The organism is Rhizobium sp. ZW T2_16 (assembly GCF_044987325.1).
Taxonomy (GTDB): domain Bacteria; phylum Pseudomonadota; class Alphaproteobacteria; order Rhizobiales; family Rhizobiaceae; genus Neorhizobium; species Neorhizobium cellulosilyticum.
Genome location: NZ_JBJDRG010000004.1, coordinates 225662 through 251669, shown reverse-complemented (window position 1 = coordinate 251669; position 26008 = coordinate 225662). Strand labels below are relative to the sequence as shown.

Here is a 26008-nt window from a genome sequence, read left to right as displayed (position 1 = left end):
CTGGGCTTTCCGGATTGCAGGGAATATCTCCCCGAAGAAGCGATTGAGTTCGCTGTTTTACCTGAAGTGGGTGAAGATCCGGCAAGGTGCCGGACCTTCCAGGTTTACGCGGCCGTCTTGCGCTTGGCCTCTTCCCGCTCGCGAATGCCTTCGCGCACGAGTGGAAGCACGTAGCGTCCGTAATCGACGGCATCGTTGTAATTGTCGTAGCCGCGGATCGAGATCAGATCGGCGCCGAGATCGATATAATCGAGGATCGAGTCCGCGATCGTACGTGGTGAACCGACGAGTGCCGTGGTCGCGCCGCTGGCATTGGTCGCGGTGACTGTCGGATACCAGAGGGCGCGGTCATGCACGTCGCCACGCTTGGCGATTTCCAGTAGTCGCTGCGAGCCGACATTGGCCGGCGGCGGAGCGTTTACCGGAGCACGATGAAGACCCTTCTGGCGGTTCTCGTTCAACTGGTCGAGAACCCTGTGCGCCTTTTGCCACGCAAGTTCGTCGGTTTCGGCGACGATGGGACGGAAGGTGACCCAGATGCGCGGGCGATCTGTCCGGCCGGCCTTTGCCGCTTCCGCATAGATCCGTTCGATCTGCTGTTTTGTTTCGGCAAGCGGTTCGCCCCAAAGGCCGAAGATATCGCAGAGGGAGCCGCCGATGCGATAAGCCGCGTCGGACGAACCGCCCAGCGAGATCGGGATCAGCCCGTTGGTCGGGCGCACGGCACTGCGAAACTGCTTGAACTGGTAATATTTCCCGTCGAAATCGAAGGGTTCCTTCGATGTCCAGGCGAGGCGCAGGATGCGGATATACTCTTCCTGCCGCTCGTAGCGCTCTTCCTTGTTGAGGAAGTCACCCTCGCGCGCCTGCTCCTCATCGCTGCCGCCGGCGATGAAGTGGACGACGACGCGACCGCCGCTCAGCTGGTCGAGCGTAGCGAGCGATTTTGCCGCAACGGTCGGGTAGACAGTGTTTGGCCGCAGCGCCACGATGATCTTGATGTGCTTGGTATGTGCCAGCACCGTTGCGCCCAGCGTGAAGGGATCGAATGACGACGAGGAATAGGGGATCAGCGTATAGTTGAAGCCGTAATCATCCAGCGAACGAGAGTAGCGTTCGAGGAACCGTGGATCCACAGGGGCGTCGGGAATGGGGTGCAGATCATTCGACGCATTGGGAAAGCTTACGCTGATAAATTCCGCGGTCATGTGAGCTCCTTAAGTTTGGCAGCCGATGCGCAAAGGTTAAGCAGCGGCAGATGGATGAGGAAGACAGGTCGTTCTTTTTCTATGGAGTATGTAGAAAATATTCTCTGCGGTTGATGATGCTTTAGACGGTGTTACCGCGACCCTGACCGTTCTTAGTGCTGCAGGGCGGGCGACCAGCCGAATGCCGGGGCTACGGTTTGGGCAAGGTCGCTCAATAGCCGGATGTTTTCGGTGAGCCCGAAGGCTGGTGGCAAAAAGAGGACCAGCTCGTCAGCTGCGCTGAGACCTGGATCGTTAAAGATGGATTCGATCACCTGATCGGGTGTTCCCTGGAAAACGGGAGATATGAGTGCTCCGACCGGCTGGCTGGCGGGTGCGAGCGCGCCCTTGGGACGTGATGCGGCAATGCCATTGGTCCGACGATCCAGATCATACGCGGCATATTTTTCGCGAAGCTCGGCGGTTGTGCCAACAAGAACAGAGGCGGCGACGGCTACCGGCGGTGGCTCGGTTGCCCAGAGCTTGCGCCAGGTCGTGCGGTAGGCTTCGATGATCCGAGCCTGATAGTCGCCGAAGGTCTCGCCTTCGGACTGATCGTGCAGCACGGTCCCGGAAATCAGCCCGATACCGAGTTCGGCAGCCTGGATCGCTGAGCCGAGGCTGGCTGAACCCTGCCGGATACGGCTGCGCAGGGTCGGGCTATGTGGGGTGACCCGTAGCTCGGCTCCCAGTGATGCCCCCTGAACCGGCTCGGTGACGGTATGCAGGATTTCGCCGGAAACAGCCGAGAGGAAACGTGCCTGGCGGCGTTTGGCCTCCGTGCGGGCGTCGGTATCGACGGTGCCGAAGACAGCATCGAAAGCCCCATTGGTCCCGGTCGAGATGGCAAGCTCAAGCCGGCCGCCGATCAGAAGGTCCGTCGTACTGGCAGCTTCTGCGAGAAGGATGGGATCCTGATAACGCATCGGGATGACGGCTGATCCGAGCGTGATATGCCGCGTATGCTGGCCGACGGCTGCGAAAAATGGAAGCGGTGAGGACAGGTAATGATCGAAATGACGCTGATAGGCCCAACCCGACTGGTAACCGAGTTGCTCGGCCTGTCTGAACAGCTTCAGTCCGTCGCGCAGTCCTTGAGCTGGTCCGGCATCGTCATTGAATGACACGCGTGTGTTGAAACCGAGCCGCTGCTTGGGACGGAATGAGCCGGGTAGGCTTTTGGCCGGAACGGCGATGGTCATGCGATCTGTTCCTTTCTAAAGACTTCCCGAGGTTTCGGCTGGGTGGTGTTGGCCAGATTGGTAATGCCCGCCGGGATCGATTCCAGGAGGGTCGCCGTGTAGGGATGCTGCGGATTGCCAAAAATATCCGCGACGCTGCCATGTTCGACGATGCTGCCTCGCTGCATGACGGAGACAGTGTGGGCGAGCTGGCGGACAAGCGCGAGGTCATGCGAGACGAAGACATAGGTGAGGCCCAGCTTGGCCTGCAGCGACAGAAGAACCTCGACGATATCCGCCTGGACACTGACATCGAGTGCCGATGTCGGTTCATCGAGAACAATCACATCGGGTTTGAGGACAAGCGCTCTCGCGATTGCCACACGCTGCCTTTGCCCGCCTGAAAGTGCACCCGGCTTGCGGGTAAGCAGGTGTTCAGCCAAGCCGACATTGGCGAGCGCCTCGCGTACCCGTTCTGCACGCTCTTTCGGTGTTCCAACTTTGAAACGGTCCAGAGGTTCGCCCACCAGATGCTCGACGGTCCAGGTCGGATCGAGTGAGGTGAAGGGGTTCTGGTAGACGAGCTGGAGGTGCCGCCATACGGCACGCAATGATGCGTGCGAGCGGCCGGACAGTCTTTCACCAGCAACTGAGATCTCGCCCGCGTCCGGCTCTTCAAGCCCGAGCAACAGCCGGATGGTTGTCGTCTTGCCGGAACCCGACTCTCCGACCAGTGCATGAGTTGTACCGGGAGCGACGGCAAAAGAGATATCGTTGACAGCTGTCAGTGTCCTGCCGTCAACCGTAAAGCTCTTTCTTACCGCGTTGACCTCGATCTTCGGAGCCTCGTCGGCACTGCGCAAACGCAAGCCCGTCTCCCTTAGCCTCGCGTACCGATCCGGATTGAGAGCCGGTACATCGGCATGCAATTTCCGCGCATAGGCCGAGGTCGGGGACGAAAATACCGAGGACGTCTTTCCGGCTTCCTGCACCACACCGTTCTTCAGCACGACGAGACTGTCCGTCCTTTCGGAAGCGATGGCGAGATCGTGGGTGATGAGCAGCAGGCTAATATTCAGATCATGCTGCAACCGGGAGAGAAGATCGAGAATCCGCTTCTGGATGGTTACATCGAGCGCGGATGTCGGCTCGTCGGCAATCAGAAGCGCCGGCCGAGGCAGAACGGCGAGTCCGATCAGCACACGTTGCAGCATGCCACCAGAGAGCTGGTGAGAGTAGGAAGAGAAAACCCGTTGAGGATTTTCGAGCCCCACCTGGGCAAAGGTTTCGAGGACGAGAGCTTTGCGGATCGAGGCATTCGGCTCGTCCGTCAGCTCTGCCGCTTCCATCGCCTGTGCGCCGATCGTACGCACCGGGTTGAGTGCATTGCCGGGATCCTGAGGGACAAAGCCGATCTGGCGTCCGCGCAGTGGTCGGAAACGGCGCTCGGGAAGGGCCAGCAGGTTGTCTCCGCCAAACCGAACGGCGCCGGAGGCTGTCGCACCGCTCGGCAACAACCGCAGAATGGCGCGGGCAATCGTCGATTTTCCGGAGCCGGACTCGCCGATCAGGGCGAGGCTTTTGCCACGTCCGAGTTCGAACCCAACATCGTGCACGACATCCTGCCGTCCATAGGACACAGACAGATTGTCCACACTCAGCAGAGGGGTGACGGGTTGCGGCGCCGGAGCGACCGTAATTGCGTGAATGAGAGCGGCGCTCAGTCTGTCTTGCGAAGCCATCGGCTGATCCTGTTCACTGAGAGTACGGTTACGATCGTGATGAAGGCGGGCGCATAAACGAGCCATGGCCATTTGAGGTAATCCTTGCCGATCGAGATCAGCAGGCCCCAGTCTGAGGCAGGCGGCGGGTCGCCGTATCCAAGGAAGGCAAGGCTGGCGATGACCAGAATGGATTCGCCGAACTGCAGCACCGCAAGCGGCAGCACCGAGCGCGAAGCATTCGGCAGGATATGCCGCCAGAGGATGTACCAGCGCGAACCGCCGGACAGGAATGCGGCCTCGACAAATGTCGCCTGTCTGGTCTTGATGACCTCTGCGCGGGTGACGCGTGCAAAGATCGCCACAGCCGATACGCCCGTCGCTATTGCAGCATTGATCGTCTCGAAGCCGATCGCGGTGACGACGATGACGGCGAGCAGGAATTTCGGGATGGAAAGCAGGACATCGACGAGACGAGCCAGAACGACATCGACCCAGCCGCCAAGGAAACCTGCCAGCAGCCCGATCAGTCCGCCTGCCAGAACGCCGATCACCACGGCAACCAATGCGCTCGATACCGAGGAGGCCGTGCCGTAGACAACGCGAGCGTAAAGGTCGCGCCCGAGGTGATCTGTGCCGAACCAGTGCGCGGCACTGGGGCCGAGCAATTTGTCTGCCGGAACACCCACGACCGGACTGTATGTGGTGAATAGCTGCGGCGCGATTGACCAGGCAATGATGGTCGCGGTGATCAAGAAGGAGAGCGCAACAATCGGCGGCATTCGAAGCGCTTCCGCCCAGCCGCTTCGGCTTCCGCGTGAAAGTGTGGAATTCGCGACAAAGGTCATGGCATCACCACTCTGGTGGGGCCGATCGATGTCTCGTCCGCAGTGGTCGGCTGGCGTTTCCGCCCGCCCAGAATTTTCACGCGCGGATCGAGGAGGGGGTAGAGAAGGTCCGCAACGAGATTGACAAGAACGAAGATCACGGCGCCGAGCGAGACAATGGCCTGCAGGACGGGCAGGTCCTGTGTGCTGACCGATCGTTGTACGAGACTGCCGATACCGGTTCGCCCGAATACCGTTTCTGTAATCAGAGAACCGCCGAGAAGTTCACCGATCGTAAGGGCGATGACGGTGACGACGGGGAGCGAAGCCGGCTTCAGCAGGTGGCTTACGAAGAGACGCGCCTGACCGAGGCCGCGGCTGCGGGCGACGGTGGCATATTCCTGCTCCGCCTCCTTATCGAGATTGGCGATGAGGACTTCTGCGATCTGTGCGGAAATCGGGATGCCGAGCGCGATTGCCGCAAACAGGGTTGCCCAGAAACTATCCGGATTGATCACCCGGAACAGCCCGAGCTGGAAACCGAACAGGTGGATCAACACCAGGCCGATGACGAAATTCGGTACAGACAGGAACAGCGAGGGAAACCCGCGAAGCAGGCCCTGCCCGTATCGCTTGGGAACAAAACGGGTGCCATAGGCAACAAGCATGGCCAGGACCAGCGCGACGGCGAGACCCGCCGATGCCAGAATAAGCGTCGAGGGCAGGACCTCGGCAATCAGCGTCGAGACGGGCCGGTTGGACCGCATCGAGATGCCGAGGTCGCCGGTCAGGAAGCCGGACAGCGAATGCCAGAGCTGGACGATGATCGGCTTGTCCAGCCCCTGTGCGGCGATGATCTCGGCGATTTCTTCTTCACTGAAGCCGTTCTGCGGGTTGCGCAGAACGCTGGTGATCGGATCGCCGGGAAGAATGCTGACGACCACGAAGGTGAACACATAGGCCAGCAGGATGACGACGACCGCCTGGCCGAGCCGTTTTGCGGCATAGGTTAGGTAGGCATTGCTCATGCCGGTGCCTCGCATTGGTTGGTTGCTTTATGCGTCAATCGGCAATAAAGGCCGTGTAGTAGCTGGCATAGGCAACGCCGTTATAGACCTCGCCTTTCAGCGTCGGCGATTGCACATAGATGCGCTGGACGATCTGCGTGCGCGGGATGAAATATCCCTGGTCGAGAACGTATTGCTGCAGGTCATTCAGCAGCGGGTTGCGCTCATCGAAAGTGCCTGCCCCCGCGATTTTGTCGCGCAGATCGTTGAGCCTGGCATCGCGGTCATCGAGTGCGAACCAGTTCTCGCCATTGTTGGCATTTGTCAGGATACCGGCAACCGTTCCGGCGTCGATGAAGCTGCGTGTTACTTCGTATGTCGGGATGGCAGGACCGCCATATTTCACCTTTTCTCCATAGGTCACGACGTCATAAGCACGGATAGCGACCTTCCAGCCAAGCTTGCCGAGCTGCTGGGCGATAAGCTCGTCCACAGACTTGGAGGTGGCGAGATAGGGATTGGAATGGAGCGTCAGCGTAAGCGGTTTGCCGTCCTTGGTGCGAACACCGTCTGCGCCCTTTGCCCATCCCGCCTCGTCGAGCAGCTTTTCGGCTCTGTCGGGATTGTAAGCTAAAAGGCCGCTCTGGTCGGTCGCGCCGGGCACGTTGCTCTGGATGAAAGAGGTCGGCAGCTTCCAGTCGGGCGTGTAGACCGTATCGATGATTTCCTGACGGTTGATACCGGCCTGCAGCGCCTGGCGAACTTTTACGTCGTCATAGGGGGCGATCTTCGTATTGACTGCCCAGCCATTGACGAAACCGAGATATCGCGGCGTTGCAATCGTATAACCTTCTTCCTTGAGCGACTTTAGCTCTTGGGGGGAGGCATTATAGGCGACATCTGCCTGACCGGACTGGACCGAGGCGACCCGGAGCGAGGGTTCTGACACAAGCTTGTAGGTGATTGAGTCGAGGAAGGCCGGACCGGTATGGCCGACGGCGGCCGGTCCCCAGTTGTAATCCTTGCGCTTGACCAGCGTAACGTGATCGCCTTCCTTCCAGCTCTCGACCACATAGGGTCCGCTGCCGGCAGTCTTGCTCAGGTCGGCTTGTTCGGAAGCCGGTTGGGCCAGGCTTTTGGGCGATACCAGGATCGAGCCGTGATAGCCCAGCGTCGGAATAAAGCCCAGTGTAGGCTTCTTGAAGAACACCTTGACGGTGGACGGGTCGATAACCTCGGCGCGATCGTAAGTCTTGGGGAAAAGGCCGATCGGGTTGATGCCTTCGTTCTTTCGGCCTGCATACCAGATGTCGAGATTGGCAACGACCGCGGCGGAATCGAGCGGTGCACCATCGGAGAAGGTCACACCGTTCTTGAGGTGTAGCGTGAATTCCGTGGCATTGTCATTCTGCTCCCAGCGTTCGGCGAGCCAGGGGCTGACCTTGCCTTCAGCATCAACATAAAGAAGCTTGTCGGTGACATGCCCCCAGATATGTCCTTGGAAGCTGGAGATGGCGCTGTTGTTGGGGATCCAGGTATCACCGAGAGAGTCAATCAGGAAGGTTATGTCGCCACCATCTTTCGGCGTTTCGGCGGCCTGAGCCGGATTGAAGCCCGTTGTCGAGACCAGAAGAGCCGCCGCAACCGTAGCCGATGTCGTGATCAGCAGGCGGCGCCGGGAGAGATTGAGAAGAGAAGATCGTTCGGTCATGGGGTGATCCTGATGTTTCGGGGTGTAGGTTGTGTTTCGATGTTCTGCGAGCGCGCATGCTGGTCCGCAATAAGCGGAAACTGCGCGCGTCAAGCCGTTGCCGCTGCGGTTCCGTGCCGAGCGGGCGAATAGGAAAATGCAAATTCCGATGACTGGACTTCGGCGGAGCCGCTGTTAGCTGGTCCTGGCAGGCCGTATCGCGCGCAGAGCGCGCTCGGCGCTACATATTCCGTTCATGACGCGGTCCTCCGTTGTTCAGCAAGAAGATCATGACACACAGCCTATCAGCGCAGCGCCAAGGAGAAAGACTGGTTATTCTTTTTCCATGGAATTAGTGGATTAATTTGTCACAGTTTGGGAAGCGTTTGGGATTGATGTTTCAAACGTGGTGACGGGGAATGGGGAAGGCCTGAACGCCGGATTGCGAGGCAGGCGGTGAGAAATGGAAAATGCAGCGAACTGCCGGCCTACATCTTGGTCGAGGCCGCATACGAGAGATGATCGGCCGGCACAAAGGTGGGGATTTGCGGTCCGGGTTTATGTCTCGGAACCATTCTCATTCGTCACGAATGTCATGCCCTGGAGGACTCGGACCGGTGGAGTGTCGCCGGAAAACCGCTCGACCTCCACTTTGGTGATCTGACCGGTGCAGCCTTGGGCCAATCTGGAAGTGCCTATATCCTGCGTGAGGATATTCGGATTTCCATGGATGCACATCGGGTGTTCCGACTTCGGATCATCCGGCTCGAACCACGCACCTGTCGAAAGCTGCATCACGCCTTGCCTTACGTCTTCGCTCAATATCGCTGCTGCAAGGCAGCTGCCACGATTGTTGAAAAGCCTGACGATATCGCCATCCTTTATATCGCGCGCTGCCGCATCTGTCGGGTTGATGCGGACCGGCTCGCGGTCCTTGATCTTCGTCGAGCGGCTGAAGTCACCATAATCAAGCTGGCTGTGCAGCCGCTGGTGCGGCTGGTTGCAAACCAGATGCAGCGGGTAGATCGTTTTATCGACCGCCGTTTCGGCTCTTGCCGGATACCAATATGGATGACCACCGCAATCGTCATAGTCGAAAGCTGCGATCGTCTTTGAGAATATCTCTATCTTACCGGATGGGGTCTGCAGGGGAGATGCAGACGGGTCGTCACGGAAGGTACGTGCTGGGCCGCCATCATCGGGTTTGATCGGCAGCCGCAGTTCACCGCGTTCCCAGAACTCTTCGAAATCCGGAGCATCATGGCCGCCGGCTGCGAGCGCCCGACGTGTCGTCTCGAACAGGAATGAGAGCCATTCCCGGGCAGTGCGGTTCTCGGTAAACGCGTCGAATTTCCCGAGATGCCGGGCGATGGCGGAAAAAATCTCATAGTCGTCGCGTGCTTCGCCGACCGGTTCGATCAATTTCTTCATCGCGACCATCAGATCGTCGCGGTCTGCTGCGCCGATATCGTCCCGTTCGATCGTCGTTGTTGCGGGCAGAACGATGTCCGCGTGACGCGCGGTGGACGTCCAGGCCGTCTCATGAACGATGATTGTCTCGGGTCGCCTGAATGCGGCGCGCAGCCTGTTGAGATCCTGATGGTGATGAAACGGATTGCCGCCTGCCCAATAGACGAGGCGAATATCCGGATAGTGCAGATCATTGCCATTATACTGGAATTCGCCGCCCGGATTGAGCAGCATGTCAGCGATACGGGCGACGGGGATATAGTCCGCCAGAGGATTCCTGAACTGGCTGAGTGTCGGCAGCGGCACGGCCAGCTGGCGTTTTCCGATATTGCCAAGCGCTCCGAGCGAATAGGAATATCCGCCTCCATCAAGACCGATCTGGCCGAGCATCGCGGCAAGCACAATACCCATCCAGACTGGTTGTTCGCCGTAGTCGGCTCGCTGGAGCGAATGACTGACGGTCACCAACGTCCGCAAGCGTGCCATTGCCCGCGCCAAATCCCTGATTGTTTCTGCGCTTATGCCGCAGATTTCCGCTGCCCATTCGGCCGTTTTCGGCAATCCATCGTTGCGGCCAAGCAGATAGTCCTCGAAGCGCTCATATCCGACCGTATAGCGCTCAAGAAACTCGCGGTTATGCAGTCCTTCTGCCGCCAGCACATGTGCTATTCCCAGCATGAGCGCAACGTCGGTGCCCGGAATGATCGCCAGCCATTCAGAATTCACTTCAGAAGGAAAGTCGTCCTTAAGCGGGGTGATGGAGACGAACCGGGCGCCGCGAGCGCTGGCGCCCGACAGTTTCGGCCGCACGATATGGGCACCTATACCACCGCCATGCACGTCGGCGTTCTTGATCGCCATTCCGCCGAAGGCGACGACGAGTTCTGTGCTGCGCTCGATTGCATCCCAGGTGACGCTCTTGCGGTCGACCGTGTCATAAGGCCCCAATACATGCGGGATGATGACCGATGCCGCGCCGGAACTGTAGGTGTTGACGGATCGCACGTAACCGCCGAGCACATTTAGAAAACGATGGATCTGGCTCTGGGCATGATGAAAACGGCCGGCACTCGACCAACCATAGGAACCGCCGAATACGGCTTGCGGGCCAAAATCCCGGTAAACGCGGTGAAGTTCGTTTGCGACCAGCTCCACCGCTTGGGGCCAGCTAACTTCAATATAATCATCGGCGCCACGTTTTTTTGCGTGAGCAGGTGCTTGCTCAAGCCAGCCACGCCGGATGGCGGGGCGTCTGACACGAGCAGGACTATCGGCAATCGCCGGAATGTTGCCCAGCAGGGGAGACGGGTGCGGATCGTCGGGATGAGGCCGGATGTGGAGGGTGCCGTTTTCATATCTGCCTGAAAAGGCGCCCCAATGTGAGCTGTGAGGCTTGAACGAGCTCATGGCGGGTATCCTCGGCGATCAATGTGTTTCAGCTGTCGGTCAAGGGCTAATTTGGCAAAACCTTGCCAGGGTTCATGATGCCCGCCGGATCGATAGCATTCTTGATGACGGCCATGAGATCAACGGCATCACCATGCTCAGCCCGAAGATAGGCAATCTTGCCCGTGCCGACCCCATGCTCGCCTGTCGATGTACCGCCGACAGAGATGGCATATTGCACCATCTTCTTATTAATTGAAGCGACTTCGTCGAGTTCCTGCCGGTTGTTCGGATCGACGGCGAAGACGACGTGGTAATTGCCGTCCCCAACGTGTCCGAGAATGGCTGCCGGGACACTGCAATCCTTCAGAAGTTCGCGTGTCTTCAGGATGCAGCCACTTAATTCGGAGACAGGCACGCAGACATCGGACGACCAGCCCTTGGCGTTTTCTCGCTGGGAGACGACAGCATAAAAGGCGCTATGACGCGCCTTCCAAAGCCGGTTTCGCTCTTCTGCTGCATTTGCCCATTCAAAATCCCGACCGTCGTTTTCCGCGACGATTGCGGCAACCATTTCGACCTGTTCCTGCACGCCGGCCGGTGAGCCGTGAAATTCGAAGGCGAGCGTATCCTCGATCTTCAGCGACAGGCTGGAGTAGGCGTTGACTGCCTTGATCAGGCCGCGGTCCATCAGTTCCATACGGGCAACGGGAATGCCGAGCTGGACTACCTGAATTGCAGCGGCTACCGCCTGTTCGACGCTTTCGAAAGAGCAGAGCGCAGCAGAGATCGTCTCGGGAATACCGTAGAGACGCAATGTGACCTCAGTAATGATGCCAAGCGTGCCCTCCGAGCCGACGAAGAGCCGGGTCAGGTCGTAACCTGCGGAGGACTTGCGCGCCCGGCCACCGGTGCGGATGATCTGGCCATTCGGCAATACGACGGTTAGCCCAAGCACGTTTTCACGCATGGTACCGTAGCGCACGGCATTGGTTCCGGAAGCGCGTGTAGCCGTCATGCCGCCTATCGAGGCATTGGCACCCGGATCGATCGGGAAGAACAGACCCATGTCACGCAGATGGGTGTTCAACTGTTCACGCGTAACGCCCGCCTCGACGGTGCAGTCGAGATCCTCGGAGCTGATGCGGGTGATCTTCGCCATGCGCGACAGATCGATGGAAATACCACCGCGCACTGCGGTCAAGTGGCCTTCCAGCGATGTTCCCGCGCCAAAGGCGATGACCGGAACGCTTTCGGCAGCGCATAGCCGCACGATATCGGCCACCTCTTGTGTGTTCTCCGCAAAAACGACGGCATCCGGGATGGCAGGCGTGTGATGGGATTCACCGCGACCATGCTGTTCGCGCAGGGCCTGCGATATCGAATAACGATCACCGAAGCGTTTGCTCAGCGCTTCGGAAAGGGAGAGCGGAAGCGCGCTCATTTTCCGTCTCCGGTCTCAACAGGTGTATCGCCTTGCTGCCCCCATTCTGTCCAGGCTCCGTCGTAGATCGCCACGTCGTCCTTGCCTGCAAGATGAAGGCCGAAGGCAAGCGCTGCTGCAGTTACACCTGAGCCGCAGCTTGCGATGACAGGTTCGGAAAGATCGAGCCCGGCCTGTTCAAAAGCCTTCGCGATGCTTGGGGTATCGAGAAGTTCGCCGGTCTGGGGATCGGTCAGCGCATTGAATGGCAGATTGAGGCTGCCCGGAATATGACCGGAGCGAAGACCCGGGCGGGCTTCCTTTTCTGTCGCGGTGAAGCGTCCGGCGGAGCGGGCATCGATTACCTGTTCTGCCTGGCTTGCGATATTATCGAGGACCTGTGCTTTCGAACGCACCGCCCCGGGATTGAAATGCGCCTTAAAAACGCCTCTGGAGAATGGTGCAACCTCCTCGGTTACCGGTCGACCTTCTGCCAGCCACTTCCGCAGGCCACCGTCTAGAACTGCGACCTTGTCGTGTCCGAAAGTCCGCAATGTCCACCAGACGCGGCCAGCCGACATAAGGCCGGGCGTGTCATAGACCACTACGATGCTGCCGTTCGAAATGCCGAGATCCGCCGCATATTGCTCGAAAGCTTCGGGCGAGGGTAGCATATGCGGCAACGACGTTTCGTGGTCGGCAATCTTGTCGATATCGAAAAACCGCGCCTTCGGAATGTGCCGGGCGGCAAAATCGTCAGCCGCGATCGGGGTGGCGCCCGGCAGTTTGAAAGATCCATCGAGAATGACGAGATCCGGCTGGTCAATATGCGCTGCAAGCCATTCGGTGGTGACAAGAGAGCCGGGCAGGGAAAGAGACATTGGGAAACTCCGAAAATATAAGCGGATAAACAAACCTGTGCCGCGTCTGCGGCGCATGAGGTCGCTTGAGTGAAAATCAGGCGACCAGCTTTTCGCCCTTCAGATGGCGTTCAAGGAAAGGCAGGCTGTCCTGGCCCCAATAAAGCTCGCCGTCATACAGGAAGGTCGGTAGCCCGAAGACGCCGGCAGCCTTTGCAGTCTCGTAGCTGGATGTGCGGCGTGCCTGCACGGCTTCGCCCTGGCCCAGGTCATCCAGTGCTGCTGCATCAAAGCCCGCTGCCGTCGCAATCGACCGGCGGATCTCGGTATCGCCAATATCTTCGCCACGTCCCCAGAACGCTTCCTGAAGCGCTTTCGTCAGCTTGAGCCAGTCCTGATTGGCCTCGATCGCGGCGACGACCATCAGACCGGCCGGTGCTGGATCGGAAAGTGCGGTGCGATTGTCGAAGTTGAGCGTCTTGCCTCTCAACGCCGCCCAACGTTTCAGGTCTTTCGTCCAGTAGGCGCGGCGCGCTTCGGGTCGATTGCGGGAGTAGATACCGCCATTGTCCTCGACCAGCGGAATGACGTGAGGACGGATCGTGGCGCCATGTTCAGCTGCCAGCGTGGCAAATGGTTCCAACCCGATAAAGGCCCAGGGTGAGCCAATGCTGAAGAAGAAATCGATCGTTTTTGTCATGGTCTGCTATCGCTTTCAGGAGGGCTGCTTGGTGGACACTGCCATATCGAAGACGGAAAGTGCGCAATCACGGGCAATGAGTACGGCACTCGGGTCGCGTCCGACTGCCACGGTAGCCAGCGCGCCTTCGTAAAGAAGGGAAAGATGGGCGGACGCCTGTTGAGATCCGCTGTTGGCCTTTGACATAATGGCAGAGAATATGTCCCGAACCATTGTTTTGTGAGTTCGAGCTACAGAGACGACACGTTCGGAATCGCCGTGTTCCGCGACTGCCAACGCAAATGCACACCCGCGAAACTCCGGGCTGTCTGCCTTTTCGTGCAAGCGTTCGAAGATCAGCTTTATCTTGTCTCTTGGGGCCATCGCGGCTTCGGTGACGTCTTCGAGAGATCGGATAACTCGATCGTGGCGGGCCTGAAGGTAGGCTGCGACCAGATGGTCCTTGGAAGGGAAGTGCCGATAAAGCGTCGCCTTGGCGACATTCGCTTCTTCTATGATGCGGTCAATTCCCACCGCTCGAATGCCTTCTTTATAGAAAAGTGTTCCGGCAGCAGTGAGGATCTGGTCAGGTATGGCTTCTCTCATGGCATCGCTTTAAATTTTGGGCCTATTACTTCGATGATCCATAGACGGTCCCAAATCGACGGAAGCAAGACCGGTCTGTCTCTCGTTGCTGGAGTTGTCAACGATTGACGGGATTACGTCAAGCGGTCCGCAGCCCTCTCACGCATGAAGTGGCAGAAAATCGCATGATCTTGATGTATTGTAGGATTTATTCAATATCCTGTTATGGCTTTGGCTGCTGAAAAACCATACTTGCTTGTCGAAGTGCTTCGGTCATTTCTATTCGTGCCGCGCCGATAAGGTGTGCCATGGCATGGTGCGCTGCCTCGGGTCGTCGCATGCGAATGGCCTCCAATACAACCTGATGGCTCAAGATCGCCTGTTCGTGTGATTGGCTGGCACGGTTGGTGAGCCGGAAGCTCGCGAGCAGCGCTGCCTGGATGGCGCTTGCGAACTGCCGGTAGACCCAGTTTCCGCTGGCATTGATGATTGCGGTATGGAATTCCAGATCGGCCCGACTCCAGGCCTCTGTATCTCGGGAGTTGGCCTCGACCATGTCCTCGAATGCTTTTGAAATCTGGTAGAGCTGGCGCGCGTTGGCATTGGCGGCCGCTTGCGCGGCTGCTGCAGGTTCTAACAGTTGTCTCGCGTCGATCAGCGAGGAATAAAAGGCGTCGTCAGCTCCCACCGACAGTATGACCTCAAGGACGATCGGATCAAGATAGTTCCAGTTTTCCTTCGGCAGGATGGTAGTGCCGGCCCTTGTTCGCGATCGAACCATGCCGAGGGCAGAGAGATATTGCATGGCTTCCCGCAGGCTGGTGCGGCTGACGCCAAAACGTTCGGTAAGCTCGGCCTCGTTAGGCAGGGTGGAGTTTTCGGCAAACGCTCCCGATACGATCATTTCGATGAGACAGTGAAGCAGCGCTTCTCGGACAGTTCGTTTTCCGCGCTGTGCGATCGGTTCACCGTCCTCTGTCAGCACCCGTGTCATCGAAGCGTTTCTCAGCAGAGAGCCCTCTTTTGTCATTGCTCGATCTCTCTCCTGAGGGGTGCCGTTTGTCGTTTGCAATTCATAGTATGGAACGATCTTATTTTTGGATCAAATCCAGAAATAAATCATATTTATATTGACATCCATCCTATGAATTTTAATCCTTGTCAGCAGAGGATTAGATCGCCTGGTGCCGACCGTTTCTGGAGCAAAAGGAACACCATAGTCCGCGCTATAGTCGGCAATGCAGCCGCACGACTTCATATTTGGAGCACTTTGATGAAGATTACCAAGCTTACCACCTACATCGTCCCGCCGCGCTGGCTGTTTTTGAAGATCGAGACCGACGAAGGCATCGTCGGTTGGGGTGAGCCGGTGGTCGAGGGCAGAGCACTGACGGTCGAGGCCGCCGTGCATGAGATGTCCGATTACCTGATCGGCAAGGACCCGTTTCTGATCGAGGATCACTGGACTGTTCTTTATCGCGGCGGGTTCTATCGGGGAGGGGCCGTTCACATGTCGGCGCTCGCCGGCATCGACCAGGCGCTCTGGGACATCAAGGGCAAGGCGTTGGGCCAGCCGGTCCATTCGCTCCTGGGCGGCCAGGTAAGGGATCGGATCAAAGTCTATTCTTGGATCGGCGGCGACCGCCCGTCGGATGTCGCCAACAATGCAAAGGACGTGGTTGCCCGCGGGTTCAAGGCCATCAAGCTCAACGGCTGCGAGGAAATGCAGATCGTCGATACAAATGAAAAGGTTGAAAAGGCCGTCGAGACGATCGCCATCATACGTGAAGCCGTTGGCCCGCATATCGGCATCGGCGTCGATTTCCATGGCCGTGTCCACAAGCCGATGGCAAAAGTCCTTGCCAAGGAACTCGAGCCCTACAAACTGATGTTCATTGAGGAACCGGTGCTTTCCGAGAACCGCGAGACGCTGAAAGAGATCGCCAACCATTGCTCGACACCGATCGCGCTCGGTGAGCGGCTGTTCTCACGCTGGGATTTCAAGCAGGTTCTGTCGGACGGTTATGTCGACATCATCCAGCCGGATCTATCGCATGCTGGCGGGATTACCGAATGCCGCAAGATAGCCGCCATGGCGGAAGCCTATGATGTGGCGTTGGCGCCACATTGCCCGCTCGGCCCGATTGCGCTTGCCGCCTGCCTGCAGGTCGATGCCGTCTCCTATAACGCGTTCATTCAGGAACAGAGCCTCGGCATCCATTATAACCAGGGCAATGACATCCTCGACTATATCTCAAACAAGGAAGTCTTCCATTACGCCGATGGCTTTGTCAGCATTCCACAGGGGCCGGGCCTCGGTGTTGAAGTCGACGAAGCCTATGTGATTGAACGATCCAAGGAAGGCCATCGTTGGCGCAATCCGATCTGGCGCCATGAGGATGGAAGCTTCGCCGAGTGGTAAGGTAGTTTCCTCAAGCAATACGCGTCCGGCTCGTTTAGGGCCGGGCGGTGTTTATCCGATGAAATCGGAAATCGTCGACGACCGCATATTCTGAAACACGCTGTCTCCGTAGTCGGGAAAGTCGTGCAGCACGCTTCCAAACTGAAGGCCCAAAACCCAGGCACCCAAGGCGAAAATCGACAGGAGGATCGAGAATGACGGTCCAAAGTCCGTGAGCACGATGTGGCCTAAGCGTAAAAGGTTGCTTGCGTTGGGCATATCATCAATCCTCGGACATCAAGCTTGTGGTGAGAGAAAGAACGAGGGCGTAATGCCTGTCAGGGCTTCCGGTTCCGACGATGGCTCGGTTTTTTGATGAAATTGCGAAAACGTTTCCAAGAGTACGGAGGATCAGTGTCCCGCGCCGGATGACTGGGGCTGCTGCCCCTCTCGATCCGATAATGACATCAAGCCTTCATGACGCCACGGGCCGCCCAGATAACTCCATAGATCGAGCCCGGTCATGCGGATGGATTTCGGTTCGAACCGGCTGGTCAGCTCGAAAAACAACTGGTCGGCTTTTGCCCGCGATACCTTGTTCTGGATCGTGATATGCGGGCGGAATTTCGGCAGATCCTGCGGGCCGGGCCAGGAGCCGAAACGACGGGAGAGTTCGGCTCGCAGCTCCTGCAGTTCGGGGCTTTCGATCTTGAATGCGACGCCTGCTCCCAGATGCTGAATGCCGCTGACGGTTGCGAGGAAATCTGTCCGCTCCAGCAGCGTTTCGGCCAAGATCTCCTTGACCGCCGCGAGCCGCTGGCCGGGGAGATGGTGGAAGATGGTGACATGCGCCTTGAGGAAATTGCGGGCAGGCGGAAAATGCTCCTGTCGGAGACGATCGAATGGCTCCATGTCGTCAAGCTCGACATGAGCGGTTATGATCAATGGCGGCAATGTCACCCGGCGATCAGATCATTCGAATTCGATGATCAATTCGTCCACGGCAAGGCTTTGGCCTTGTGTGGCGGCAACGCGTTTGACAAGCGCCGCTTTCTCGGCCTTCAGAACGTTTTCCATCTTCATCGCCTCGACCGTGGCAAGCGTCTGGCCGGCCTCCACCTTGTCACCCGCGCTCACTGCGATCGAAGTGATGACCCCGGGCATCGGGCAAAGCAGCATTTTCGACGTGTCCGGCGGCAGCTTGACCGGCATGAGCTTGGCAAGCTCGGCAATGCGCGGCGAGCGCACCCGCGCCAGAATATCCATGCCGTGCCAGCGCAGCCGGATGGCCGACCCCACCAGATCAACCTTCACCATCAGGCTCTCACCGCCGACATGGAAATCCCCAAGACTCTGCCCCGGAAACCAGCCGGTCGCAGCAGAGATATGATGGGCATCGTCGAAACGCACGAAGGCTCCATCGGCCGCCGTATCGAGCGTGACCGGGCCTTCGAATGTGGACTTTGCCCCGGCCGAAAGTGTCACGACCCAGTCCTTCGCCACCGCCCGGCGGCGTTTGGACAGCGTGCCGGAAATCCAGCTTGCGCGTTCCTCCAAAGCCTGGTTGACCAGCACTGCAATGACCGCAAGCTTGCGCGCGTCGCCGACATCGGGCTCCACACCGGAAAAGCCATCCGGAAACTCTTCAGCGATATAGGCGGTCGTCAGCTCGCCGGAGCGGAACCTTTCCTGCCCCATCACGGCAGACAGGAAGGGAAGGTTGTGACCGATCCCTTCCACCTCGAACGCATCGAGAGCCGTCCCCATGGCGTCTATTGCGGCTTTCCGGTCCTCGGCCCAGCTGCAGAGCTTGGCGATCATCGGATCATAATACATCGATATCTCGCCGCCTTCGAAAACACCGGTATCGTTGCGGATAACGGCGCCGCTATCTTGCAGCCCCTCGACCGGCGGGCGGTAACGGGAAAGCCGGCCGATCGACGGCAGAAAATTGCGATAGGGGTCTTCGGCATAAAGTCGGCTTTCGATCGCCCATCCCCTGAGTGATACGTCCTTCTGCTTGAACGAAAGCTTTTCGCCAGCTGCAACGCGGATCATCTGCTCGACGAGGTCGATGCCGGTGACGAGTTCGGTCACCGGATGCTCCACCTGCAGGCGGGTATTCATTTCGAGGAAATAGAAATTCCGGTTGCCGTCGACGATGAATTCGACCGTGCCCGCGGAGAAATAACCGACGGCCTTTGCAAGTGCTACCGCCTGTTCCCCCATCGCCTTGCGGGTCGCATCATCGAGGAAAGGCGAGGGGGCTTCCTCGATGACCTTCTGGTTGCGCCGCTGGATGGAGCATTCGCGTTCGCCGAGATAAAGCGTGTTTTTATGCTGGTCGCCCAGAACCTGGATCTCGATATGGCGCGGCTGGTCGACGAACTTCTCGATGAAGATACGGTCGTCGCCGAACGAGCTTTTCGCCTCGTTGCGGGACGACTGGAAACCCTCGCGGGCTTCCGCGTCGTTCCAGGCGATGCGCATGCCCTTGCCGCCGCCGCCTGCGGAGGCCTTGATCATGACCGGATAGCCGATCGAAGAGGAAATCTTCACCGCCTCGTCGGCATCTTCGATCAGGCCCATATGCCCGGGCACGGTCGAGACACCGGCCTTCGAAGCGATCTTTTTCGAGGTGATCTTGTCGCCCATTGCCTCGATGGCCTTCACGGGCGGGCCGATGAAGGTGACATCGGCTTTTTCGAGAGCGGCGGCGAAAGCGGCATTTTCCGACAGAAAGCCATAACCCGGATGTACGGCATCCGCACCGGTCCGGGCGATCGCATCGAGTATCTTGTCGATGACGATATAGGACTGGTTGGAAGGTGCGGGGCCGATATGCACCGCCTCGTCGGCCATCGACAAATGCAGGGCATTCGCATCGGCGTCCGAATAGACGGCGACGGTTGCGATGCCCATCTTCTGCGCTGTTCTGATAACCCGGCAGGCGATTTCGCCACGATTGGCGATGAGGATTTTCTTGAACATGGTTGCGGGCCTTCAGAGCGGTATCGTGTCGTGTTTTTTCCAATGCGTCGTTACCTGCTTGTTGCGCAGCGAGGCAAAGGCGCGGGCGATACGGCGACGGGACGAATGCGGCATGATCACCTCGTCGATGAAACCGCGCTCGGCGGCAACGAAGGGATTGGCGAAACGTTCCTCGTATTCCTTCGTGCGGGCCGCGATCTTGTCCGGGTCTGAAAGTTCGGAGCGATAGAGAATTTCGGTCGCCCCCTTGGCGCCCATCACCGCGATCTCAGCTGTTGGCCATGCATAGTTGATATCGGCGCCGATATGTTTTGATGCCATCACGTCATAGGCGCCGCCATAGGCCTTGCGGGTGATCAGCGTCACCATCGGTACAGTCGCCTCCGAATAGGCAAACAGCAGTTTTGCGCCATGCTTGATGACACCACCATATTCCTGCGCGGTGCCCGGCAGGAAACCGGGGACGTCGACCAGCGTCAGGATAGGAATGGAAAAGGCATCGCAGAAACGGACGAACCGCGCCGCCTTGCGCGATGAATCGATGTCCAGGCAGCCGGCCAGAACCATCGGCTGGTTGGCAACGACGCCGACCGTCTGGCCTTCGATGCGGATGAAGCCGGTGACGATGTTTTTCGCGAAGGCCTGCTGGATCTCGAAGAAATCGCCTTCGTCCGCAAGTGCCGTTATCAGTTCCTTCATGTCATAGGGTTTGGCCGCGCTGTCCGGCACCAGCGTGTCGAGCCGCATTTCGACCCGTGATGGGTCGTCGTGAACCGGCCTGATCGGAACCCTGTCGCGATTGTTGAGCGGTAGGAAATCGAAAAGCCGGCGAACCGCTTCCAGCGCCTCGATATCGTTTTCAAATGCCGCGTCGGCCACGGATGACTTTTGCGTGTGGGTGGCTGCGCCTCCCAGTTCTTCCGCGGTCACGATCTCGTTTGTCACCGTTTTCACCACATCCGGGCCGGTGACGAACATGTAGGACGAATCCCGGACCATGAAGATGAAATCGGTCATGGCAGGCGAATAGACGGCGCCGCCGGCGCAGGGGCCCATGATCACGGAAATCTGCGGAATGACGCCGGATGCCTCGGCATTGCGGCGAAACACTTCGGCATAACCGGCAAGCGAGGCGACACCTTCCTGGATGCGCGCGCCGCCTGAATCGTTCAAGCCGATCACCGGTGCGCCGACCCGCACCGCCATATCCATGATCTTGCAGATCTTTTGCGCATGGGTTTCCGACAGCGAGCCGCCGAGTACGGTGAAATCCTGGGAAAAGACGTAGACCTGCCGGCCGTTGATCGTGCCCCACCCTGTGACTACGCCATCACCGGCGACTTTCTGGTCCGCCATGCCGAAATCTACGGCGCGATGGGTGACATACATGTCGAATTCTTCGAACGAACCCTCGTCGAGCAGCACCTCGATCCGTTCGCGGGCCGTCAGCTTGCCTTTGGCATGCTGGGCCTCGATCCGCCTGACGCCGCCGCCCAGCCTCGCCTCCGCGCGACGCTTCTCGACCTCGTTCAACATTGCCCACATATTTCCTCCCAAAGAATGTGCGAATGCAGACACATATAAAGATAGCAAAACCGGAGCGAGGGAAAGGCCGGTTTCAGTCTTAAGACCATGAAGGAAAATGTGATGGCGACCGGAAAACATGGCGCAAGGCGACGGCAGGGCAGAGCGGGAGCCGGCTCGCGACAGCAATTTTGTCGATAATGTGGGCGTTAGACACAAATTATTGCGCATAGAGTTGGGTTGCTAAAACGGCACGGTTGATGCAACACCTGACAGTCTGTTTATTCTGCACTTGGGATTATAGCTGAATGCGCGCTCGTTACGGTTTCGTTGGCCTGTTTCTTCTAATGGCACCGTCGGCCTATGCCCTGGAGCTTGGCCCGCCACCGGTTCTTGCGCCGCAAAAGAGCCAGGCGGAGGCCGCAAATCTGAGCGCGCAATTCCTTGAGCGCTATGCCTACAAGCCGGTTCCGCTCGACGATGCCCTGTCTGCGAAAATCATGGATCGATATCTGAAGTCGCTCGATCCGGACCGGAGCTTTTTCCTGCAGGCCGATATCGACAAGTTCATGGTCAACAAGACCAGGATCGACGATGCCATCGTCAACGAAGACCTGAAGATCCCGTTTTCGATATTCAACGTCTATTCGCAGCGCGTTGTCGATCGCATGGCATATGCGCGGGACCTGCTCAAGCAGGGCTTCGATTTCAGCGCCAAGGAAGATTTTCCTCTGTCGCGTGAGGATGACCCATGGGCGCAATCGGAAGCACAGCTTCATGACCTGTGGCGCAAGAGTGTCAAGAACGACTGGCTGCGGCTGAAACTAGCCGGCCAGACAAGCGACACAATTCGCAATACGCTCGACAAGCGTTACGAGAACATCCAGCAGCGCGTCTACACCTACAAGAGTGATGACGTGTTCCAGTCCTTCATGGCTGCCTACACAACCTCCGTCGATCCGCATACCGACTATTTCGGTGCTGCCGCCTCGGCTGATTTCGACATTTCGATGAAGCTTTCGCTGGTCGGCATCGGGGCGGTTCTGCAGGAACGGGACGGCTACACGACCATTCGCGAACTCGTGCCCGGCGGTCCGGCCCAGCTATCCGGGCAGCTGGCGGTCGGAGATCGCATCATCGGCGTTGGCCAGGGCAAGGATGGCGCGGTCAAGGAAGTCGTCGGCATCCGCCTCGACGAAGTTGTCCAGCTTATCCGCGGCGAGAAGGACTCCGTCGTGCGGCTCGATATCCTTCCCGCCGAGACCGCCGCGAATGCAAGCCATCGGGTGATCAGCCTGGTGCGCGACAAGATCAGCCTTGAAAAACAGGCTGCGAAGAAAACCGTCCTGCCCATCGATGATCATGGTGTGCCCCGCAAGATCGGGGTCATTACCCTGCCGGCCTTCTACGAGGATTTCGATGCGCGCCGCAAAGGCGACAAGGACTACCGAAGCGCCAGCCGCGACGTCGCCAAGCTTCTCGGGGAGTTGAAGCAGGAAAAGGTCGATGGCGTCCTGATCGACTTGCGCGACAATGGCGGCGGTTCGCTGACCGAAGCGATCGACCTGACCGGTCTGTTCGTCGGCAAGGGTCCGGTCGTTCAGCAACGCGATGCGGCGGGCAGGGTCGAGGTCGAAAGCGATGATCTTTCCAAGCCGGCCTGGGCTGGCCCGGTCGGCGTGCTGATCAATCGCGGCTCTGCGTCGGCATCAGAAATCTTTGCAGCGGCGATACAGGATTACGGTCGCGGCGTGATCATCGGCGAGCCCAGTTTCGGCAAGGGCACAGTGCAGACTGTCATCGATCTCGACCAGGCCGTTCGCAACAATACGCCGAAATACGGCCAGTTGAAGCTGACGATCGCGCAGTTTTTCAGGATAGACGGCGGCACGACCCAGCTTCGTGGTGTGACGCCTGACATTACTTTGCCGGGTCTCCTTGATCCGAAGATCGTTGGCGAGTCGAGCTATGACAATGCCTTGCCGTGGGACAAGATCAAGCCTGCCAGATATACCGCATCAAACAAGACGACTTCGTTGCTGCCGCAACTCCTGAGCCGTCATGAAGCCCGCGTGAAAGACGATAAGGATTTTCAGCGTTTCGTCGAAGACGCTGCGGAGTTGAAGGCGCAACGGGAAAAGCGCGTCATCTCCCTGAATGAGGCCGAGCGCCGAGAAGAGATGAAAGCCCTTGAAAGCCGCCTGAAGGCACGTGCAGAAGGTGATGACGGCGTGCTGCGTGGCGAGGATGACGGCTTGCAGGCCAACGAGCGCAGTCTGAGTGCGGATCTTGCGCTTGAGAATGCCCGCAAGAACGCAAAGGACGTCTTGAGGGCCGAGGCTGCTTCCATCGTTGCCGATCAGGCGGAATTGCTGGCTCCAGTGCGAAAGGCCGCCAATCAGCCGTAACGAAGCGCCGGCAGGAAAGGCTCGCTCTGGGTCAGTTCTGGATCAGGTGCTGGATCCTGTTGATGATCTCGTCGAGGATGGCGATCCGTTGACCGCCGCTCGGGCGTATGGCGAAATAGGAAACCTCGATATTCGGTTCGAACGGGATGGAGATCACATCCGCCTCCGCGGACCTGAGGCTGGTGTGATCGACGATCCCCACTCCCATGCCGGCGGCGGCGAAGTAGCAGCAGTTCAGCATGGATGTTTCCATAGTGCTGACCGGCTGATGCTCCTCGCGAGAAAAGGCCCTGTCGAGCGAGAGGCGCAAAGGCGAATTCCGGCCTGGTATCAGCACCCGCTCATCGATGAGATCGGAGGGCGTAATGACGGAACGCCCCGCCAAACGATGGCCCGGCGCCATCGCGGCAACGGCATGCGTGCTGTGCAGACGAACGGCGTTTTTGTCGGGCATGCGCGGTGAAGCGAAGACCAGGCCGAGATCGTAGCGGTTCCGCTCGACCATGTCCCAGATGTAACGACTGTTCTCGACCTCGATAACCAGAGGAATATCCAGCCGCTCGCCGATCACGTCGACTATGGCCCGATGCAGATAGGGACGGACAAGTGATGTCACGCTGCCGATACGAAGAACGGTATTCTTGTGCAGGCGGATATCGTCGGCGGCCTGGGCAATCTGGTCGAGACCCAGATAAAGCCGCTCGACCTCCCGATAGAGCTGGGTCGCCTCTGCGGTCGGTATGAGGCGTGCGCCGATCCGCTCGAACAATGTCATCTGAACGACGTCCTCGAGATCGCGGATCAACCGGCTGACGGCGGGTTGGGTAACATTGAGGGCATCTGCCGCCGCGGTAATGCCCCCGGCCATCATCACGGCCCTGAATGCCTCTACCTGACGTGGTTTCAATCGCATGCTGGTATCCTCTCCATAACATTTAGGCATGGATCGAGTACAAAATGCAATTTTTCTTTCTTGTAAGAAAGCTTTAACTCATCTCCACCCCGCAGGGAGAGTGCGGAGATTGGACAACCCGGAGGAGTCCTCACCATGAAGTTTTCTGTGTTCGCAGCCGCATTGGTCGCGTCTGTTTCCGCCATGCCGCTCGCAAGCCAGGCAAAGGATTTGACCGTCGGTCTTTCCGCCTCGACGACATCCATGGATCCGCAATTCTATGTCGTCGGCCCCAATAGCGCGATGGCGCGCAATATTTTCGACGGCCTTGTCAATCAGGACGACAAGCAGCAGATCCAGCCGGCTTTGGCAGTCTCCTGGCAGATCGTTGATGACACGACCTGGGAATTCAAGCTGCGCGAAGGCGTGAAATTCCACGACGGCAGCGATTTCACCGCTGAAGACGTGGTCGCCAGCATCAAGCGCATTCCGCTTGCATCCACCAACAGCCCTAGCTCGTTTGCCGCCTATGTGAAGGCGATCACCGACGTGACGGCAGTCGATCCACTGACGGTGCGCATCAAGACCTCCGGCCCGACGCCGCTGCTCTTGAACAACCTCAGCCGTATCGCCATCCTGCCGGCCGAGATGGAAAAGGTCACGACCGGTGAGATGAACACTGGCAAGGGCGTCATCGGCACCGGGCCGTTCAAGTTCGTTTCGTGGTCTCCGGATGATAACGTCGTCGTTGAGAAAAACGATGCCTATTGGGGCGAAAAGGCTCAGTGGGACAAGGTCACCTTCCGTGTCTTCAAGAACCCGAGCGCCCGTGTTGCCGCCATGCTTTCGGGCGATGTCGACATGATCGAAAACATCCCGACGGCCGATACCCGCCGCCTGGAAGCCTCCGACAAGATGAAGGTCGTCAACATTGCCGGCAACCGCATCATGTATCTGCATATGGACCAGAACCGCGAACAATCGCCGTTCGCCAAGGGTCCTGACGGCAAGAACCCGCTCTTGAACGCCGATGTGCGCCGTGCGCTTTCGCTGTCGATCAACCGCGAGGCGCTGGTCGATCGGATAATGGACGGGCAGGGCGTACCTGCCGGCCAGGTCGTGCCGGAGGGTTATTTCGGTTATGATCCGGCCATCAAGGTCGATGCCTATGATCCGAACAAGGCGAAGGAACTGCTTGCCAAGGCCGGTTACCCGGATGGTTTTGCGCTGACCTTCCATGCCTCCAACGACCGTTATCCGAACGACAGCAAGGTGGCACAGGCAATCGGCCAGTTCTTCAGCCGCGTCGGCGTGAAGACCGAAGTCGCCACCCTGCCAGGCAGCGTTTATTTCACCCGCGCCTCGAACCTCGAGTTCTCGTTCATCATGGGTGGTGCTGCCGTCGAAACCGGCGAAGCTTCGGGCGTTCTCGGGCCTATCCTTGAGACCTATGGCGAAAAGGCCGGCCAGGGCAATCGCGGTCGTTATTCCAACCCGGAATTCGACAAGGCGCTCAACGAAGCCCGTGCAACGCTGGACGATGCCAAGCGCGAGGACCTGCTGAAGAAGGCCACGGAAATCGCGATGACCGACCTCGGCGTCATCCCGGTCTTCTATCTCGCCAATACCTGGGCGGTGAAGAGCGACATAAACTATGCGGGTCGCTCCGACGGCTACACGCTTCCCTATTACGTGAAGCCGAACTGATCGAAAGAG

The 26008-nt window shown here is 58.5% G+C and carries 19 protein-coding genes; 3 read left to right on the top strand and 16 right to left on the bottom strand.

Annotation, left to right across the window (positions count from 1 at the left end; genetic code table 11):
* Positions 1–104 precede the first annotated feature (104 nt).
* The 12 genes from ACI3K0_RS14015 to ACI3K0_RS13960 all read right to left on the bottom strand — a co-directional run bounded on the left by ACI3K0_RS14015 (position 105) and on the right by ACI3K0_RS13960 (position 15070).
* Entirely contained in the window at positions 105–1208 is a 1104-nt protein-coding gene (locus ACI3K0_RS14015; RefSeq protein ID WP_148144592.1) for an LLM class flavin-dependent oxidoreductase, read from the bottom strand.
* A gap of 152 nt (positions 1209–1360) precedes the next feature.
* On the bottom strand, positions 1361–2449 hold the full coding sequence (locus ACI3K0_RS14010) for an LLM class flavin-dependent oxidoreductase (RefSeq protein ID WP_183685413.1): 1089 nt from the start codon (positions 2447–2449) through the stop codon (positions 1361–1363).
* Positions 2446–4170, bottom strand: a complete 1725-nt coding sequence (locus ACI3K0_RS14005; RefSeq protein WP_404945475.1) for a dipeptide ABC transporter ATP-binding protein — start codon at positions 4168–4170, stop codon at positions 2446–2448. The genes ACI3K0_RS14010 and ACI3K0_RS14005 overlap by 4 nt, the downstream gene beginning before the upstream one ends.
* The gene (locus tag ACI3K0_RS14000; protein ID WP_148144595.1) at positions 4149–4997 is read right to left on the bottom strand and encodes an ABC transporter permease; all 849 of its coding nucleotides are present in this window, start codon (positions 4995–4997) and stop codon (positions 4149–4151) included. The genes ACI3K0_RS14005 and ACI3K0_RS14000 overlap by 22 nt, the downstream gene beginning before the upstream one ends.
* Positions 4994–6004 (bottom strand): ABC transporter permease, encoded by a 1011-nt coding sequence (locus tag ACI3K0_RS13995; RefSeq protein WP_206827243.1) that lies wholly within the window; start codon positions 6002–6004, stop codon positions 4994–4996. Before ACI3K0_RS13995 ends, ACI3K0_RS14000 begins: the two co-directional genes overlap by 4 nt.
* Before the next feature lie 34 nt (positions 6005–6038).
* Positions 6039–7694 carry an ABC transporter substrate-binding protein gene (locus tag ACI3K0_RS13990; protein WP_183825107.1) on the bottom strand — a complete coding sequence of 552 codons (1656 nt, stop codon included), beginning with the start codon at positions 7692–7694 and terminating at the stop codon, positions 6039–6041.
* 537 nt (positions 7695–8231) lie between these two features.
* The gene (locus ACI3K0_RS13985; RefSeq protein WP_206827245.1) at positions 8232–10550 is read right to left on the bottom strand and encodes a molybdopterin guanine dinucleotide-containing S/N-oxide reductase; all 2319 of its coding nucleotides are present in this window, start codon (positions 10548–10550) and stop codon (positions 8232–8234) included.
* Between the two features lie 46 nt (positions 10551–10596).
* Positions 10597–11973 (bottom strand): FAD-binding oxidoreductase, encoded by a 1377-nt coding sequence (locus ACI3K0_RS13980; RefSeq protein WP_206827247.1) that lies wholly within the window; start codon positions 11971–11973, stop codon positions 10597–10599.
* Entirely contained in the window at positions 11970–12833 is an 864-nt protein-coding gene (gene sseA / locus ACI3K0_RS13975) for a 3-mercaptopyruvate sulfurtransferase (RefSeq protein WP_206827248.1), read from the bottom strand. The genes ACI3K0_RS13980 and sseA overlap by 4 nt, the downstream gene beginning before the upstream one ends.
* Positions 12834–12909: 76 nt before the next feature.
* Entirely contained in the window at positions 12910–13512 is a 603-nt protein-coding gene (locus ACI3K0_RS13970) for a 2-hydroxychromene-2-carboxylate isomerase (RefSeq protein WP_148144601.1), read from the bottom strand.
* Positions 13513–13527: 15 nt separating this feature from the next.
* Positions 13528–14097 carry a TetR/AcrR family transcriptional regulator gene (locus tag ACI3K0_RS13965; RefSeq protein WP_404945474.1) on the bottom strand — a complete coding sequence of 190 codons (570 nt, stop codon included), beginning with the start codon at positions 14095–14097 and terminating at the stop codon, positions 13528–13530.
* A gap of 202 nt (positions 14098–14299) precedes the next feature.
* The gene (locus ACI3K0_RS13960; RefSeq protein ID WP_148144753.1) at positions 14300–15070 is read right to left on the bottom strand and encodes a FadR/GntR family transcriptional regulator; all 771 of its coding nucleotides are present in this window, start codon (positions 15068–15070) and stop codon (positions 14300–14302) included.
* Positions 15071–15349: 279 nt separating this feature from the next.
* Between ACI3K0_RS13960 and dgoD the strand changes: the two genes are divergently transcribed.
* The gene (gene dgoD / locus ACI3K0_RS13955) at positions 15350–16498 is read left to right on the top strand and encodes a galactonate dehydratase (RefSeq protein ID WP_148144603.1); all 1149 of its coding nucleotides are present in this window, start codon (positions 15350–15352) and stop codon (positions 16496–16498) included.
* Positions 16499–16888: 390 nt separating this feature from the next.
* Here the strand turns inward: dgoD and ACI3K0_RS13950 are convergent, their stop codons facing one another.
* The 3 genes from ACI3K0_RS13950 to ACI3K0_RS13940 are packed head-to-tail and all read right to left on the bottom strand — an operon-like array spanning position 16889 to position 21004.
* Complete coding sequence (locus ACI3K0_RS13950; protein ID WP_404945473.1) at positions 16889–17422, bottom strand: 2'-5' RNA ligase family protein; 534 nt, start codon at positions 17420–17422, stop codon at positions 16889–16891.
* 27 nt (positions 17423–17449) lie between these two features.
* A complete protein-coding gene (locus ACI3K0_RS13945; protein ID WP_404945472.1) occupies positions 17450–19468 on the bottom strand; it encodes an acetyl-CoA carboxylase biotin carboxylase subunit in 2019 nt (672 codons plus the stop codon).
* Between the two features lie 12 nt (positions 19469–19480).
* Positions 19481–21004, bottom strand: coding sequence for an acyl-CoA carboxylase subunit beta (locus tag ACI3K0_RS13940; RefSeq protein WP_404945471.1), 1524 nt, complete (start codon positions 21002–21004; stop codon positions 19481–19483).
* Positions 21005–21300: 296 nt separating this feature from the next.
* On the opposite strand from ACI3K0_RS13940, the gene ACI3K0_RS13935 reads away from it, so the two are divergent.
* Positions 21301–23400 (top strand): carboxy terminal-processing peptidase, encoded by a 2100-nt coding sequence (locus tag ACI3K0_RS13935; protein WP_404945470.1) that lies wholly within the window; start codon positions 21301–21303, stop codon positions 23398–23400.
* Positions 23401–23431: 31 nt separating this feature from the next.
* Here ACI3K0_RS13935 and ACI3K0_RS13930 read toward each other — a convergent pair whose 3' ends face one another.
* Positions 23432–24313: a LysR substrate-binding domain-containing protein gene (locus ACI3K0_RS13930; protein WP_148144607.1), complete on the bottom strand. Its 882-nt coding sequence runs from the start codon at positions 24311–24313 to the stop codon at positions 23432–23434.
* Between the two features lie 135 nt (positions 24314–24448).
* Here ACI3K0_RS13930 and ACI3K0_RS13925 point away from each other — a divergent pair, with 135 nt between their 5' ends.
* Positions 24449–25999 carry an ABC transporter substrate-binding protein gene (locus ACI3K0_RS13925; protein ID WP_206827252.1) on the top strand — a complete coding sequence of 517 codons (1551 nt, stop codon included), beginning with the start codon at positions 24449–24451 and terminating at the stop codon, positions 25997–25999.
* The last annotated feature ends 9 nt before the right edge of the window (positions 26000–26008 follow it).

Excerpts from the sequence above, each read along its gene's own strand:
- ACI3K0_RS14015 (WP_148144592.1), bottom strand. The coding sequence starts at position 1,208 with ATGACCGCGGAATTTATCAGCGTAAGCTTTCCCAATGCGTCGAATGAT.
- ACI3K0_RS14010 (WP_183685413.1), bottom strand. The coding sequence starts at position 2,449 with ATGACCATCGCCGTTCCGGCCAAAAGCCTACCCGGCTCATTCCGTCCC.
- ACI3K0_RS14005 (WP_404945475.1), bottom strand. The coding sequence starts at position 4,170 with ATGGCTTCGCAAGACAGACTGAGCGCCGCTCTCATTCACGCAATTACG.
- ACI3K0_RS14000 (WP_148144595.1), bottom strand. The coding sequence starts at position 4,997 with ATGACCTTTGTCGCGAATTCCACACTTTCACGCGGAAGCCGAAGCGGC.
- ACI3K0_RS13995 (WP_206827243.1), bottom strand. The coding sequence starts at position 6,004 with ATGAGCAATGCCTACCTAACCTATGCCGCAAAACGGCTCGGCCAGGCG.
- ACI3K0_RS13990 (WP_183825107.1), bottom strand. The coding sequence starts at position 7,694 with ATGACCGAACGATCTTCTCTTCTCAATCTCTCCCGGCGCCGCCTGCTG.
- ACI3K0_RS13985 (WP_206827245.1), bottom strand. The coding sequence starts at position 10,550 with ATGAGCTCGTTCAAGCCTCACAGCTCACATTGGGGCGCCTTTTCAGGC.
- ACI3K0_RS13980 (WP_206827247.1), bottom strand. The coding sequence starts at position 11,973 with ATGAGCGCGCTTCCGCTCTCCCTTTCCGAAGCGCTGAGCAAACGCTTC.
- sseA (WP_206827248.1), bottom strand. The coding sequence starts at position 12,833 with ATGTCTCTTTCCCTGCCCGGCTCTCTTGTCACCACCGAATGGCTTGCA.
- ACI3K0_RS13970 (WP_148144601.1), bottom strand. The coding sequence starts at position 13,512 with ATGACAAAAACGATCGATTTCTTCTTCAGCATTGGCTCACCCTGGGCC.
- ACI3K0_RS13965 (WP_404945474.1), bottom strand. The coding sequence starts at position 14,097 with ATGAGAGAAGCCATACCTGACCAGATCCTCACTGCTGCCGGAACACTT.
- ACI3K0_RS13960 (WP_148144753.1), bottom strand. The coding sequence starts at position 15,070 with ATGACACGGGTGCTGACAGAGGACGGTGAACCGATCGCACAGCGCGGA.
- dgoD (WP_148144603.1), top strand. The coding sequence starts at position 15,350 with ATGAAGATTACCAAGCTTACCACCTACATCGTCCCGCCGCGCTGGCTG.
- ACI3K0_RS13945 (WP_404945472.1), bottom strand. The coding sequence starts at position 19,468 with ATGTTCAAGAAAATCCTCATCGCCAATCGTGGCGAAATCGCCTGCCGG.
- ACI3K0_RS13940 (WP_404945471.1), bottom strand. The coding sequence starts at position 21,004 with ATGTTGAACGAGGTCGAGAAGCGTCGCGCGGAGGCGAGGCTGGGCGGC.
- ACI3K0_RS13935 (WP_404945470.1), top strand. The coding sequence starts at position 21,301 with ATGCGCGCTCGTTACGGTTTCGTTGGCCTGTTTCTTCTAATGGCACCG.
- ACI3K0_RS13930 (WP_148144607.1), bottom strand. The coding sequence starts at position 24,313 with ATGCGATTGAAACCACGTCAGGTAGAGGCATTCAGGGCCGTGATGATG.
- ACI3K0_RS13925 (WP_206827252.1), top strand. The coding sequence starts at position 24,449 with ATGAAGTTTTCTGTGTTCGCAGCCGCATTGGTCGCGTCTGTTTCCGCC.